General features: G+C 53.0%; 13 protein-coding genes and 1 pseudogene. 10 read left to right on the top strand and 4 right to left on the bottom strand.

Annotated features, from left to right (window positions below; translation table 11 throughout):
- Positions 1–369: 369 nt before the first annotated feature.
- Entirely contained in the window at positions 370–1,338 is a 969-nt protein-coding gene (locus AACY08_RS22510) for a hypothetical protein (protein ID WP_143128223.1), read from the bottom strand.
- 967 nt (positions 1,339–2,305) lie between these two features.
- On the opposite strand from AACY08_RS22510, the gene AACY08_RS22505 reads away from it, so the two are divergent.
- On the top strand, positions 2,306–2,692 hold the full coding sequence (locus AACY08_RS22505; RefSeq protein ID WP_339471460.1) for a DUF6538 domain-containing protein: 387 nt from the start codon (positions 2,306–2,308) through the stop codon (positions 2,690–2,692).
- On the opposite strand, the pseudogene AACY08_RS22500 reads toward AACY08_RS22505, so the two are convergent.
- Positions 2,623–3,782 (bottom strand): annotated as a pseudogene (locus tag AACY08_RS22500) (IS3 family transposase). The gene AACY08_RS22505 and the pseudogene AACY08_RS22500 overlap by 70 nt on opposite strands.
- 129 nt (positions 3,783–3,911) lie before the next feature.
- Between AACY08_RS22500 and AACY08_RS22495 the strand changes: the two are divergent.
- The 4 genes from AACY08_RS22495 (at position 3,912) to AACY08_RS22480 (ending at position 7,202) form a co-directional block, all read left to right on the top strand.
- Positions 3,912–4,589, top strand: coding sequence for a response regulator (locus tag AACY08_RS22495; RefSeq protein ID WP_339471459.1), 678 nt, complete (start codon positions 3,912–3,914; stop codon positions 4,587–4,589).
- 50 nt (positions 4,590–4,639) lie between these two features.
- Entirely contained in the window at positions 4,640–5,977 is a 1,338-nt protein-coding gene (locus AACY08_RS22490) for a sensor histidine kinase (RefSeq protein WP_339471458.1), read from the top strand.
- Positions 5,978–6,038: 61 nt separating this feature from the next.
- A complete protein-coding gene (locus tag AACY08_RS22485) occupies positions 6,039–6,476 on the top strand; it encodes a hypothetical protein (RefSeq protein WP_339471457.1) in 438 nt (145 codons plus the stop codon).
- Positions 6,477–6,893: 417 nt separating this feature from the next.
- The gene (locus tag AACY08_RS22480) at positions 6,894–7,202 is read left to right on the top strand and encodes a hypothetical protein (RefSeq protein WP_339471456.1); all 309 of its coding nucleotides are present in this window, start codon (positions 6,894–6,896) and stop codon (positions 7,200–7,202) included.
- A gap of 229 nt (positions 7,203–7,431) precedes the next feature.
- Here AACY08_RS22480 and AACY08_RS22475 read toward each other — a convergent pair whose 3' ends face one another.
- Positions 7,432–8,328, bottom strand: a complete 897-nt coding sequence (locus AACY08_RS22475; RefSeq protein WP_339471455.1) for a LysR family transcriptional regulator — start codon at positions 8,326–8,328, stop codon at positions 7,432–7,434.
- Between the two features lie 120 nt (positions 8,329–8,448).
- On the opposite strand from AACY08_RS22475, the gene AACY08_RS22470 reads away from it, so the two are divergent.
- The 4 genes from AACY08_RS22470 (at position 8,449) to AACY08_RS22455 (ending at position 12,712) form a co-directional block, all read left to right on the top strand.
- Positions 8,449–8,889 (top strand): GFA family protein, encoded by a 441-nt coding sequence (locus AACY08_RS22470; RefSeq protein WP_339471454.1) that lies wholly within the window; start codon positions 8,449–8,451, stop codon positions 8,887–8,889.
- Positions 8,890–10,026: 1,137 nt separating this feature from the next.
- On the top strand, positions 10,027–10,287 hold the full coding sequence (locus AACY08_RS22465) for a DUF6124 family protein (protein WP_339471453.1): 261 nt from the start codon (positions 10,027–10,029) through the stop codon (positions 10,285–10,287).
- A gap of 347 nt (positions 10,288–10,634) precedes the next feature.
- The gene (locus AACY08_RS22460) at positions 10,635–11,144 is read left to right on the top strand and encodes a hypothetical protein (protein WP_339471452.1); all 510 of its coding nucleotides are present in this window, start codon (positions 10,635–10,637) and stop codon (positions 11,142–11,144) included.
- A 134-nt stretch (positions 11,145–11,278) separates the two neighbouring features.
- Positions 11,279–12,712, top strand: a complete 1,434-nt coding sequence (locus AACY08_RS22455; protein WP_339471451.1) for an ArnT family glycosyltransferase — start codon at positions 11,279–11,281, stop codon at positions 12,710–12,712.
- Between the two features lie 14 nt (positions 12,713–12,726).
- Here the strand turns inward: AACY08_RS22455 and AACY08_RS22450 are convergent, their stop codons facing one another.
- On the bottom strand, positions 12,727–13,215 hold the full coding sequence (locus AACY08_RS22450) for a TIGR00645 family protein (protein ID WP_339471450.1): 489 nt from the start codon (positions 13,213–13,215) through the stop codon (positions 12,727–12,729).
- 165 nt (positions 13,216–13,380) lie between these two features.
- On the opposite strand from AACY08_RS22450, the gene AACY08_RS22445 reads away from it, so the two are divergent.
- The gene (locus tag AACY08_RS22445) at positions 13,381–15,204 is read left to right on the top strand and encodes a hypothetical protein (RefSeq protein WP_339471449.1); all 1,824 of its coding nucleotides are present in this window, start codon (positions 13,381–13,383) and stop codon (positions 15,202–15,204) included.
- Position 15,205: the final 1 nt, after the last annotated feature.

Genomic DNA, 15,205 nt, shown 5'->3' with positions numbered 1-15,205 from the left:
GAATTAATCCTGCGTTGCTGCCTGCCTTAAGGGTGGCCGGATGAGCGTGGAATGGGTGGCCGGATCATCTTGGAATCAGTGGCCGGATGTTTATGGAATAGGTGGCCGGATGGCCGTGGAATCCGCAGCGTAGATGCGTGCAAAAAAAGGAATTTTCAGCAGTCAGTCCATACGCAGCCTGGAAGGACCGACTTTTTCAACACGATCGGCCAAAAGCGGACTCTCACTACAGGCCTCAATAGCCGAATCTATAAGGACGGGTCGAGGTAGTGAAGACAATTAAGTACACTATTCCGGTAGTTCTCTAAGCTGGCTATATCCGTGGATTTTGCAGGCCAGCCTCGGAAATGGATTTATTCATGCATAACATTAATTCGCTTGCAGACTTGTAATAATCGGGGTTAAGCCTGTGAATGCAGTCACCGTATCGTCGCTATCGATGAATTGTCGCAGTAAAAATATTACTTGAGAGATCGGCGTTCTCCAGTTATTTTCCAGCATGGAAAGCAAATAATCAAAATCATCATCGCGACATTTAGTTCGATGCTGGGGAGTGTACGTGAAAATATTTTCAAACCACGACAGCGTGTATTGAAAATCAGCAACAACATGATGCTCAGCTTGAAATTTATAAACTATTCTAGTCACTCCATTAAATATATACTCATGAGCAAATATGTTATTGCCCTTTTCGGTAACCACCCCCAGAGAAAAAACAGAGTAGTACTTAGTCGTGTCCCAGTAGTCACTATTTGAAAGTTTGTATCCCCGAACACCTTCTACCTCACCAAATATACCCACTTTTTGATCTTGTACAGCATCAGATAGAACCAAGCAAATATCACTATTTTTTATGACTCTATCTTTGTCCGGAACATGATTGAGTATTTTTTGTGGGAACACACTATCAAATTTTTTAGCGAGCTCGAAGCTGAGCTGCGAGTCATTGCCAGACATGTAAAAGCATCTATTGACAAGCCAGTCAGGACGTTCCACGTCATATATGGTTTGAAGTCTTGATATTAAATCATCAACCAAGGGCTTCCCGCGATAACCATTTAAAAAATTAACTATAAAGTACTGCAATCCCCAGTTTTGCAGATATCGATTAGCATTAAAGAAAAAATTTGGTGGCGCATCCGCACGTAAATCAGCTAAACACCAGTCTGGGTTTCCTAACTTCTCAAACCGTCTAGATGGGTAGGATAGATTAACGTGGTAACGTAGGCACTGAATTACAGAAAGAAAATGAGACGCCCAATACTTCTTTTGGTTATTTATAAGGCCTAGATTTATAGGTGTCGCTAGGCCGGAATAGCCATTATTGACAAGATCCACAGTGTACCTCCTTGTGATGGCCATAAGGTATCACACTGCTCTTGCTGTCATCATGATGCAAGATGTCAAAAACAGCCACCCGAACCGGTCCTCATTCCGTAGACGCTTTCGAAGGACCGCTTTTGGCCGATTGCTGCCTTCCACAGCATGATCACCGGTCAGCAATCAACAAACCAGTTGTAGAAATGGTATCCCGCGCTAACCGACACAGCACATGTGCCCAGCGTCAATAGAGGCCACTGTCCTTCGACACCAAGCCACCACTGCACCTTGAACAGAAGAGCTCCTACCAACACGCAGGCCAGAACACCAAGAGCCAGGCCAACCAACGCGAACAGCCGAGCTCCTAACCCTGGATTTCCGCCGTGCCAGTTCTCACTCAGGCAAAAGGGGCAATGATTGGACGAAGGCGAATAGCCCCAGAAACCACGACTATATGACGCTCTCGGAACCATCGCTTTGCCACAGCTGTGACAGGTAACCATCGAGTGTCTCATACCGCACCTCAGCTCAAATCGTCCTAGATGAGCCCATGGTGCGCTACCGCGGAAAAAACCCAACTGCATGACCTGACATCTACCCAGCACCCGGTGCTGAGCTGGTCTCAAACCCTCCTGGCCAGATAACCGAGGTTATGCTGTACACGACCGACTCTATTGGATGCTCCCCAGTGGTTGACTGGCCTCGCCAGGTCGCAAAACGATAATTAAGGACGCCAGTTCAACTCCTTATGTAGCCGCTCATCGGAAATACGTGCACGGGGGCACTTATGGGGGCACCTAATAATAAATCTTCAAATAAATCTTTTTAAAACAATATGTTATGTATAGATCTTTAATCCCCCCGGCTCCACCACTTCCTACACAAAGCCCCGTTTTTCGGGGCTTTGTGCTTTCTGGCTCTGCCATTTCCGGCTGGTGCGCCATTGAGGTGTGACATTTTTGTGGGGCATCACTCGGTGCCAAAAATGAAACGCAACCCTTGCTACCTCTCTCTCAATCGCCACCAAACGTATTATTTCCGGATCGTGATCCCGGTTCTCATTCGCCCGTTGGTTAACGGCAAACGTGAGATTCGACGCTCGCTCAAAACTGATAGTCGAAAGCTAGCACTCAAGCGCGCCAGACAGCATGCTGTGCGCTTTGAATCTGCGTTCGACCGGGTACTGAGAATGATAGGAAGAGACGAGTACGAGCCCTCGGAAGAGGATATGGAACTATTCGAGGAGCTGACGAAGATCTCTGGTGAACCGCATCAGTTTGGCGCTTGGGCAGATTGTAGTGGTCAACTAACCCCGGACACGACGTTAAGTTTTTCCTCGGCCCGAGTTGGCGCCAGCCCACCGTTGAACTGATGCGGTCGAATCCAGTTGTACCGATGCATCAAAAAATGGCTGATATCGCGCTGTGCTTCCTGTGCAGTTCGATAGCCCAAGGTCGGTATCCATTCTGTTTTCAAGCTGCGAAATACCCGCTCCATCGGCGCATTATCCCCGCAATTTCCTCGGCGGCTCATGCTCTGGCGCATGCGGTAGCGCCACAGCCGTTGGCGAAATTGGCGGCTCCCGTACTGCGATCCTTGATCCGAGTGAAACAGTAACCCTTGAGGCTTTCCACGTTGCTCGTAAGCCACGTCCAGCGCCTTGACCACTAGGTCTGCATCCGGTTTTGCGGATAAGGCCCAGCCCACCACTCGGCGGGCGTAAAGATCCATAACAACCGCAAGGTAGTGCCATTTTCTCTGTGCCCAGATGTAGGTGATGTCGCCGCACCAAACCTGGTTGGACGCTTCGACATCAAACTCCCGGTTCAAGACATTTGGTATATCAGGCCGCTCGACTGTCGCCTTTTTATAGGCGTGTGATCCAGGTTGCTTGCTGGCCAGTTTCAATTCGCGCATCAGCCTGCGTACCTTGAACCGTCCAATTTGCTCACCTTCTTCTTGCATCATTAACATGATGCTTCGACTGCCCGTAGCACTTCGCCCCTGGGTGAACAACTCGTTCACTCGGCTACGCAGCCTGAGTCGCTCAACGTTTGGTGTTCGCCGCCTTAGACGATGCGCGAAGTACCCCGGGCGAGCGACCTCAAACGCCTCGCACAAGCAGTCAACAGGCTCGTGGACGCTTAGCTGATTGATCAGCGCGTACGCTCGAGATCTTCCGACATCAAGAGCGCGGTAGATTTTAATATTGATTTCTCGCGCTCAAGGCGAGCAATCCGAGCTTCCAACTCCTGGATTTTTTGCTGCTCTGGTGTCAGGGCCTTGCTCTGGGGCGTGACGCCGGTGCGCTCTTGCTGAAGCTGGTCGACCCAACGACGCAGCGCCGACTCACCCACGCTCAGTGAGCGACTGGCTTCGATGAAACTGTAGTTTTGCTTGAGCACGAGGTCGGCAGCCTCGCGTTTGAATTCTGGTGAAAAGGTACGACGTTGTTTGGTCATGAGACACCTCTATCTGGCAAGCATTCTCGCCTAAATGAGTGTCCGGAATCATTAGACCACTACAAATAGATTTCCTGATATGTTTTTTTCTTCAGACGTTCTTCATTCACTTTTGATAACGTAACTATTGTGAAAATTCTCCTAATCGAAGACGACCTGGATCTCGGCAATGGCGTTCGTATCGCACTTGCAGATCAAGGGTTAGATGTCATATGGGTTCGCCGAAAAGTAGATGCGTTGCATCAACTCGATGTCTGCGTGCCAGAACTTGTGCTACTCGACCTCGGACTGCCCGACGGTGATGGCATGAGCCTAGTAGCATGCTTACGTCAGCAGTTTAGGGGGATCCCCGTCATCATCCTGACTGCAAGAGGCACTCTGCAAGATCGCCTGTGTGGGCTCGATGCGGGTGCAGACGACTATCTGGTAAAACCATTTGTTCTCGCCGAATTGTTAGCCAGGGTGAGAGCACTGGCCCGACGCAGTTACGGTTTTCAAAATGACGTGATAGAAATTCGAGGATTATTTCTTCATATGCCGACTCGTCGCGTGACAGTGAGTGGACGTAATGTTGATTTAACGGCAAGTGAATACGCTCTGCTTGAAATTTTAATGATGCGCGCTGACCGCGTGCTTACACGACGTTTTCTGGAGGAAAGGCTATTCGGCGCGAAAGAAAATATGAGTAATCCTCTGGATGTGCATATGGGAAATTTGCGTCGCAAAATCGGCGAAGGCTATGTTCGAACGGTGCGGGGTGTGGGGTATGTCATTGATACCGTTACAATTCAGAAAGGGATTGGTTGATGCGAAATTTTTGGCTCAACTTGAGAACTCCAACGCTTGTAAGACGAATTATGCTCGCCCAGATGCTACTACTTACACTGCTTTGGTGTCTTTTTCTGACCTACATTTTGTGGGAGAACTTGCGTAGCCCCTCTATACTCACGGGTAACAATACTTACGAAACCATTCTTACATTAGTTAATCGCATGGATGATCGCCCGCAGGATCTCACCGCTGTGCTGGAAAAGTTCAGCGCAGCATTGCAGGAAGGTTATGGCGGAGGTGAAGATCCCAAACTGTCAATCAGCCTGATTGTTCGTAAGAATAGAAAGATAATTTATTCATCTGATGGTGCTCCGACAGGAGTAACAAATACCAGGTATGGAGAAATTCAGAGCATTCAGAGTGAGGGCCGCAGCTGGAATAGCCGTACTCTCAAGTCAGGGAATTCCGACGCGGAGGTAACACTTGTTACCCCTGCCGGAGGCTGGAACTTCTTCATATATCTGAACTCTCGTGGATACTATATATTGCCGCTGCTGGTGTGCATTCCTTTTCTTTTTTTTCCCGCATGGCTATCAGTCCGTATTGCAATGCGCCCTTGGAACAAGGTGGTAAATGGAATTTCTTTGCGAACTTTAGAAGATCTTTCTCCCTTAAAAGAAGGACCAAAGCAGATAGAGCTTCGCCAAATGGTGGACGCGACGAATCTATTTCTTGCCAGAGTGCGAGAAAGTTCTGAGAGGGAACGGGTTTTCATTGCAGATGCCGCTCATGAGCTGCGTACTCCCCTGGCTGCAATGCGAATCAATGTTGAGGCTTTGCAGTCCTATGTAAGCAGCACTAATCAACGGGAACTGCTTGCAGGGATTATTCGCAGCAATAGCCGTGCTGCGCGTCTCGTCAATCAGTTATTGCTGCTGATGCATAGCGAAGTGCGCATCGACACTGTTATGGAGGCTGTGCCGCTGACGACGCTCATACAAGAGCAAATGGCTGCACTGGCCCCCCTAGCGGCTGAGCGTAGGATTGAACTTGAATTCTACTCTGATGGTGAAATCTGGATCAATGGCATCAGGGAACGCCTTATGTCGCTTATTGATAACTTAATTGAAAATGCCGTGAAGTACAGCCCTGAGGGCGGACGGGTTGAGGTAGATGTACGATCACTTGATAAATCTACTCAGCTACGTGTCTCAGATGCAGGGCCTGGCATTCCATTTGAATTAAGGGCGCGAGTCTTCGATAGGTTTTTTCGCGACCCCAATCAAATGCAAAGCGGGAGCGGACTGGGGCTCGCAATAGTCAAAGCGGTTGCACTGCAGCACAACAGCAACGTATGGCTAAGTACATCTGCAGAAGGTGGACTCATGGCGACTGTTGATTTTCCAAAACACAATTCCGCCTGAAAAAAAGCATGATTTGATACCTACCCGGCGGAGGGCCTATACCAGAACAATGGAGTTGAAATTGAAATATTTAGCCTTGTCTATACTATTCCTTTCTATCTCAATCAGTGGGTGCGCCATAACCGTCAGCGAATTAAAAAGTAGTCATTCATCTTATGACGGCAGCTTCACTAGCAAGAAGACGCCCTCCGATACTTATCGAGACTTAAGACTAATGGCAAGACAATGCCTGGAATATGAGACATATATAGGAAAGCCGGTCATCGTATTAAGCGAGTTTAGCGATGAGCGCAGTGAAGGTGAGATCAATCAAAAGCTCCTTTCGGAAGGACTGTTGATTAACAACGCCCTAATTGAAATAGAAAGACATGATGCGAACAAAGCACAGGTCAGGTTATACACAACAAAGAATATCTTGAGTGTGGGTACCAGATCACCGAAGATAAGTGATATCAAGCGCTGGGCTGACGGCGATAGAAATTGCGCTAACGAACTCTAGTTCATGCCGTGAGTACTCCAAGCCTATTGGAAAAATCCCGCATAATCGTTCAATCTGCTTTTAGAGGTCAACGGCGACATATGCAATGAGCCTTTTGCCAGTCGCCTGCATAGAGCCTATGCAGCGAGGAGCCGACTTGTCGCCTAGGAGTAGTGGGTCTACGTGTAGGTAGCATTCTATGGTTGGGTATTTGAATGCTTCAGGGTATCGGACGGAGCCGTAAAGCTTGATCGCAGTATGCTGTGAATAATGGTGACCGATTGGCCAAGTGTCGGTAAGCGTGGCCATGCTGAAAGATCATGACATATCCCATCCCCGCATCCGGGCCTCACCCGTGAAATCATCGACTTCGCGGACGAAGAGTCGCTGACGTTTGAAGAAGCTCATGTCTTTTTTTCTGAAGAACGGCCAGAGTGCGTGCAATCGGTATCTCTCGATGCCGCCCAAGTTGATGACCTCGTAACCAAGCTTATTGAGCAAGCCTTGGAGATGCCCCAAGAGAAGCCATTCCTGCTCACTGCTGCCTACAAATTGGTTAAGAAGAAGCCAGCTTCCGAATGGGCAAATCTGCATCCAACGACTCGTAAATTGGTCGGTAAGCGGTTCCGCCAAGCAATTCACGAGCATGAGGGAGACGCTTGGGGCGCGGATCCTATCATCGAATTCGTAGAAAAAACCGCTCAGAACTCGGCGCTCTATCGCGATCGCGTCACGCAGAAACAGTAACGACTCCCAGAGAGGACAGCTCGCTTCGGCGGGCTTTTTTTGGGCCGGCGAAAAACACTTCGCCGTGCGACTGGTGTAACCGGCCGGCGAGGCCCGACCGTAACGTGGGGGGCATGCATGAGTGGTGGCTCCTTGATGGGGTGCGCTCATGATGCGATTCGATGACTGGCCATACGCTCCGATTGTTGCTTCGCAATTGTCTGCTGCTAACTCTGCCCAGCAGGTCCGTTCACTCCGCATCCTGCAAAAAACGCGCAAGTGACTCAGCCAGCGAATCAAACACCAGCGCGATGCGCTTAACCCGCCGCAGGTCGTGGTGCATGGCTATCCAGATATCCACGCGGAAGTCGACTTGTTCGTGCAGCACCCTCACCAACCCATAGCGGCGTGCCAGCTGACTGGAGCAAACACCAATCCCCAACCCCGCCCGCAGCGCTGCGAACTGGACCAGGTGGTGGTCGGTGCGAATGGAGGGGCGTTCTTGCGTCGGGAAAAACCCTTTTTGTTCGAGAAATGCTGTTTCTATCAAATTGCGGTCCGGGCCGATGAGGGGGCATTTTTCCAACGCGTCTGCTGTGCGCGGATGACCGTACCGTGCCAGCAGCTCTTGCGTGGCGTACAGGCCAATACGCAGGTCGCCCACGTGCCTGGCAACCACTGCCGCCTCGGTAGGGCGGCGTATGCGCACGGCCACGTCGGCTTCCTGCAGGGCCAGGTCTTCCAGGCGGTTTGACACGCTGAGTTCCAGTGTCAGCTGAGGCTCTGCGTCGCGTATCTCTCGCAGCATGGAAGGCAGCACCTCGACGCCCAGCAATTCGCTACTGGTGACCCTTACCGTTCCGCTCAAGTCGTTGGCTTGCGCGGAGGCGGCCCGTGAAAATGCTTCTGCGGCCAGTGCCATGGATTCGGCATGTTTGATCAACTGCCTGGCGGTATCGGTGGGCAGCAAGCCTGCTGGCGAGCGCACAAACAGGCTCATTCCTACGCTGCGCTCTAGCACATCGATCCGTCGGCGCGCTGTGGCCTGTGCGATACCCAGCGCGCGAGCGGCAGCAGACAGGCTACCGGTACGAAGAACGGCGAGAAAAACCCGTTGAGTTTCCCATTGCAGGTGCGGCAGGTTCATACATTTCCTATCAGTTGCTAGGCAGGTTTGATCTATTTTAATTAGATTGAGCATCGTACATGCTTTAGCGCAACCCGCCTCCCTATCACGTGCGCAGTGGCGCTTAAGCGAGAACAACTGATGAAACTAGCCGGTGGATGCCGCTGCGGCGCTGTGGCCTATAGCTCAACGATTGACCTGAGTGTGGGTGTTTACGCCTGCCACTGCCTGCATTGCCAGGCCTGGAGTAGCAGCAGTTTTGCCTTGCATGCATTGGTGCCCGGCGATGCGTTGATCTTGCATGGTCCGACGGTTCGATACGGCTATGAAGAAGGCGGGCTTTGCGCCCAGCACTACCTATGCGAGGTCTGTCATACCCGTCTCTACAACACCACGTCAGCGGCGCCGGGGATGTGGGTAATCAGGGCCGGTACGCTTGAGACGCGCGCCACCCTGATGCCCATTGCGCATATTTGGGTCAAGCACAAACAGCCATGGCTTAGCCTGCCGGCAGGTGTTCCGACCTGGCCAGAATCGCCCACGCCCGAGGCGTTCGCGGCAGCATTAAATGGTGTCGAATGACTGACGAGGAGAGCGCTATGAGTGTTGGCGCTGCCCCTGGATTGATCCAGTTGCCGACGCAAGACTCGCCCATCTCTAAACCTGCAAAAATCCAGCACAGACAATGATTTACGAAAAATCAGGCTGGGGCAGTGAAATCTCGGCAACTGGGTCACCTCGGCCTCGGCGCCGACAGATCAAAAGCTTCGATGCGTTGGCGCATCTGAGACTCAGCCCACTGCGAAACGATTTTTTACGTCTGGATTCGTCAGATTGACGACCGTCACCACTAAATACGAAGTCAGGACAGTCACTAGTCAATTCCGGCTTTGACCCTTCCCCTGGCCGGAGAGTCGGCCCATGTACACCATGTACTCTTTTCCCAAATGACACCCCGGTCGACAGTTCAACCCATGTCTGGTTGATGACCATCGGTCTCGTTGCCTACTTCATCCCTCGTCGATGATTCTACGCCCGGCGGCTGACCAGCCGCCGGGGCTCTTGAATGTACGTTAAAGCCGCGTCGTTTCTGGCGGCGACAGTTTTAATTCTCTAGAACATGCGTACGAATCGGGTTTTTGGGCGGTTGCGACAGTTTTGCGTTTCCTCTACAAGACGCTGCAGGCCGCAAAAAACGGGACCCTTCCTCGAAAGTTTTAATTCTCTAAATTCATTTGTGAGGTATTCCAATTGGTATTCCAATCAAAATATAAAACCAATATCAATGATAATAATCAATCACATAAAAGACCAATTCAGATTACCCCGGCCCACCAATTCGAAGCATCAACAAAACCCGCCTAGTGCGGGTTTTGTTGTTTCTGGGGTTCAGAAATCACCGCAAAACGGCGCTTCGGATTTTTCCTTCAAGATGTCGCGCCATTCATGAACTGGCGCAAGCTCGAGCACAACGCTAATTTCACTCAGTCGCTGCTCATCAGCGACCGGCTTTGACAGGCCGAAAAGTGTAACCTTTCACACCCCTTGATTTAGCGGCATGCTTCGCGCATTCCGTCTCGTTCATGGCGGCTGTGCGTGGGGCATCTTCGGGTGCGCCGGGTTCCTACACTTCCGGCCTGTCAACCCGCGTACAGCTGCCACCCAATCCTGTTTGACAGCAGGGGGCGGCAGCTCCTTTAACAGTGTAGGAGCTTCATCATGAAAAAAATCATGCCCAATCCTCCAGCAACTCTCTTCACCATCGCGCCAAACATCGATCCCGAAACACTGCTGATCCAAGCCAGCGAAACCCTTGCATCGCTGGACGCTATCATCACAGACCTGGCCTTCGAACTCGACGGATTAACCCGTCAAAAACTCTTGGGTAGCCAGCAACTAGTGGTGCTGGGCGGATTACTCATTGAGCGTGTGCTCGTCACGCTGGCCTCCACCGCTGACGCGCAACCGTTCCCGACGTAACCTCAGTAGCAAATCAAAAAAGCCGAGTCGCGTGCAGGCTGACGCCGCGGATAACGGTCCAACAACTCACCCTGGCAATCACCACTTCATACTGAGCTCAGGCTTTCACCCCCCTTTCACACTTGAGCGTCTATGGTAATCCCAGCTCCTTGTGAATATCCCTTTCAAGCCCGCTTTTCCCCATCGCGGGCTTTTCTTTGTCTGCGATTTGCCATCGTCTCATTTCCCCGGCTCACGCTCTCAGCGCACCACCCAAGGGGCACATCCATTACAATTCAATGATGCACTACTGCCCTGTCTCCGAGAGACACCAGCGGCAGGCTCTGACTACAAGGACGAACGTCGCATTGAACAAAAACTCCTATGCCTACCTGATACCAACCACCATTGGCCTGCTACTCTTCACCGCGCTGATTCTGGTCTGGATATTCATTATCTGGCCGTCTGCACATTTCAACCCGATAGCTGAAAAGATCGCCCTGATCTCATCGCCAGCGCTGGCAATCATCTTGATGGTGTGGGGGTGGCATACCAGTAACTCCAGGTTCCTGCGCAAAAAACCGCTAGATCGATTAAAAGTCTTTTTCGGCTTGCTCATCGCCAGTGGCTTGGTGATGGATGCGCTGCTATCGGTGGTTATTCTGCTTACGAGCACGGTATTCAGCAGCTATGTGACTTCGTACGAATATGCAGCGGGAGGCAGGCATAATTGCGCAGGCATCCGGGTATTCGATACGGAAGTGAACAAACAGATTAAAATTTGCAGTACCCGCTACTACGGTGAAGAGGGTTGGGTAAGGGTGGAAAAACGTAGTGGGCCGCTGGGAATTGTTGTAATAGACACCACGCGCCTGTGACTTCCTATACCGCCCAATAGGCGCCCCTCACTATTCTCCCATCTGTTCACGAAACGTTCAGAAACACTGACAGATACTAACCGATAGCAATGACCGCTCCCCCGAGCGGTCCCCCGCCTCGGTAGCCACAACCCATGACACGTCCCGCTCCCCTGCTGCTCCTGCTCGCAGGCCTGTTGTTCTTCTTTGCCCTGGGCAACCACGAGCTGCAAGGCTCCACCGAAGCCCGCGTCGCCGGGATCGCCATGGCCATGCACCTGGACAATAACTGGGTGGTGCCCCAGTTGTTTCGTGAGCCCTTCCTGGAAAAACCGCCCCTGAGCCTGTGGATCGATGCCGGGGCCATTCGCCTGTTTGGCGGCACCACCTGGGCCGTGCGCCTGGCCTCGGCATTTGCCGGGTTGTTCAGCGTGATGCTGCTCTACGCCATGCTGCGCAGGTTCGGCCGGCCGCAGACGCTGGCGTTCAGCGCGGCATTGATCCTGGCGACCATGGCCAGTTACTGGAGCAATGTGCGCGGCGTGGGGGAAGACTCGCTGCTCAGCCTGGGCGTGACCACTGCGCTGCTGGCGTTTTACCAAGCCGTGCGGCCCGAGCGCCAAGGTTCAAGCACAGCCGCTTGGGCACTGTTTACCGCTGGCATGGTGATCGCCACGCTAAGTAAAGGCGTGCTGGGCCTGGCGATGCCGGGCATTGTGATTTTTGTGTACCTGGCCAGCACCAGCCTGATGGACAAGCGCCTGCGCATCGGCGACTGGCTCAAGCCGGCGCTGTTTACCTTGTTGGCGCTTGTGCCGCTGATGATCTGGTTGGGGTTCCTGTTCCAACGCGGTGGAATGCAAGCGGTGGCCGAAGTGCTGTTGACCAACAGCGTCGGGCGCTTCAGCGGCTCGTTTGTCGAGGCTGGGCATTACGAGCCGTTCTACTACTACATCGCCAAGCTGCCCGAGGCGTTCCTGCCCTGGAATATCCTGGTGTACCTGGGCCTGTGGCATTTGCGTAAAAGCCTGGTGCGCAACCGCTACCGGCTGTTTTTCAGTGTCTGGCTGGTGGCGCAGTTCACCCTACTGACACTGGCGTCCAGCAAGCGCACGGTGTACCTGATGGCACTGACGCCGGCCGCCGCCGTGTTGGCGGCGGAATATGCGCGGGTGCTGCTGGGCTGGCTGAAAGACCACAAGCCCGCGCTGTATAAACACCATAGAACACTCGTCAGCAGCGCTTTCACCCTGGTCGTGGCCTGCTACCTGGCAGCCGCCTTCTGGTTCGCGCCCAAGGCCGACGTGCGCCAATCGTTCGTGCCGGTGATCAGCCAGATCCAGGCGCTCAAAGACGAAGGCAAAGAAGTTGTGCTGTTTCAGCCCAATGAACGCATCGCCGGGGCCAGCGTGTTCTATCTGCGGGGCTACCTGCCCATCCTGCAAACCGAGGCCGAGTTGCACGATTACCTCGCCGCCAAGCCCGGCAACGTTGCGTTGCTGGACCATACCAACGGTTTGAGCACGCCAGTGAGGGTAGCCAAGGAGATGTCGATCAATCGCCAGCCTTACTATTTTGTGGAGCAGTAAGGCTGGCGCAAACATCAGTGCTTGGTGAGTTTGTCCAGGTAGCCCATGGCGAACGCCGACACCACAAAGGTCATGTGGATGATCACGTACCACATCAAATGCTCCGGATCGACGTTCTTGGCGTCCATGAAGATGCGCAGCAGGTGGATGGACGAGATCGCCACGATCGAGGCCGCGACTTTCATCTTCAGCGACGAAGAGTCCATGGTGCCGAGCCAGTTGAGCTTTTCTTTGTTTTCATCGATATCCAGCTGCGAGACGAAGTTCTCGTAGCCGGAAATCATCACCATCACCAGCAAGCCACCGACCAGCGCCATGTCGATCAACGACAGCAGCAGCAGGATCACCTCGGATTCCAGCATGGTAAAAATAGTGGGAATGACGTGAATGATTTCCTGGAAGAACTTCAGCGCCAGGATCAGCAAGCCCAGGGACAACCCCAGGTAGATGGGCGCCAACAACCAGCGTGAGGCGTACATAGTATTTTCGATAAAGCGTTCCATGGGATCTCACACAGCTTGGCTAAAAATGGCGGCGAGTATACCAGCGGTTCCAAAACACCTGTAACCACGAGAAAACTGAGCTGGGCGGCATCTGTAAGAGAATTTTTCTGCTAGTGTCGAGCCCAATAAAAATCGGCTCGATGACGTCGGACAGGAAAAACTCAGATGATGGATGTGCGATCCCCTTTGGCCAATCTCGGCCTGTGCGCGGCATTGCTGTTGGCCGGCGGCTGCTCGCCCAGCGACGAGCAGAAGCAGGCCACCCTCGAAGAGAAAACCGCACAATTCGAACACTCCCTCGACAGCATCCAGGACCCCAAGCTGCGCGAAGCCGTTGCCGAACTTGGCGGTTCGCTGCTGTTTCTGGAACGGGCACGGGTCAAGCTTGCCACCAAGCCCATCGAAGCCGAATACGGCGAAGACAGCCTGGCCCTGCTCAGGCACTACCCCACGCCCCAGGCGCTGGTGGACACCTACATCAATGGCCTGTTCGTGCTGCGTAAAACCTCACACTCCGACTATTTGACGGACTTGCAGCCGGTCTTCCCGTTTAATTTCAGTATCCCGAACCCATTCCCGTTTCCCCATAGCCTGGAATGGCGGTCCGTCACCTTGGGCAACAACAAGGTCATCTCCTTTCAGCCGGAATGGTCGGAAACCGATCCGGGCATCCAACTGAGCCCCAGCAGTTCCAACCTGACCAACCCCGACGATTTGACGGTGACCTACCCGTTTATCGACGGCATCGAAACCGACAACAAGAGCCAGCCGCAACCCGTCAACCTAAAGGGCACCGTTGAAGTGGTCGCGCCGGGCAAGGTGTTGACGTTTGATTTGTCGAAAAAGGACGTCGGCCACAAGCGTACCGAAGGCAACATCACCCTCAACCTGCTGCTCCTGGAGAAAAACTACGCCGAGATCGAGCTGACCAACAGCCAACCACTGGCACCGGAAGTGGGTGACGAGTCGCCCAACCCGCTGCTGGTACAGGCACGGGACAGCACTGGGCAATTCCTCACACGCTCGGGCTCGATCAACGAAAGCAGCGCACAGGTGGCGTTCTACGAGAAGCAACTGGCCGAAATGCAAAAGCAGAAAGTCTGGTCGGACGCGTTCGAAAAACAGCTCACCGATCAGCAAAAAGCCTTCGAACACAAGCAGGGCAGCCATTACGCCAAGGTGTATTTCAACGGTTTGATCGACAGCCTGCAGGTCAACGTGCTGGATTTCTCCACCGCTACGCTTACCCGCAAAGACCTCGACCTGCCCGTGCTGCGTTTTGACAAGAACAGCCTGCAGCAAACCGTAGAGGCCTTGCCGATGCCGGTTACCGTGTACGACGACGGCGCCGCCAGCTGGCTCAAAGACGCGAGCATGACCGAAGACCAGCTGAAAAAAAGCGTCACCATCAGCCAGTCGGTCGAAGACGCCAGCGCCGCACACATCGTGTTTGACCACCCGTTCACCTTTAATGACGACCTGGTGGGCAGTGAGCGCAACAGCAGCGAATCGCCGGTGACCTTCTTTACCGCCGACGAAAAGGGCGAACGGGGGGAGCCTATCGAATTGCCGACTGAGGCCTTCGAACTGAACCCGGCGCGCGGCACCCTCACCTATGACCTCAACCTGTTCCCGGAAAACCCGGCCTTTGTGGTGGGCTCGATTCCACTGCTCCTGGCGACCATTGAAAAAACCGACATTGAGGTAGCCAAGCTACCCAAAGGGCTGTCGCTCAAGGACAACGCGCTGGTCGTGGACCAGAAGGAATTCCCTGCCGACAGCTGGCGCTTCTACGCCAAGGACGCCAGCGGCAACTACCTCAAGGAAATTCTGGGTGTGAGCCACCGCGCCGAGGAATACGGCACGGCGCTGTTTGATGTGCATTATTTCTACGGCCAGCCGACGTCACTGGAAAGCTACCAACGCACCGACCTCAGCACTGTGCAGTACGGCTTTGAAGTCAAGCTGGACAAGCCCGAGAGCAAATAGC

It is taken from the genome of Pseudomonas sp. EL_65y_Pfl1_R83, from assembly GCF_963970695.1.
In the GTDB taxonomy this organism is placed as follows: Bacteria; Pseudomonadota; Gammaproteobacteria; order Pseudomonadales; family Pseudomonadaceae; genus Aquipseudomonas; species Aquipseudomonas tritici.
The sequence above is the reverse complement of the archived record's forward strand: the minus strand, read 5'-3'. Positions and strand labels throughout refer to the sequence as shown.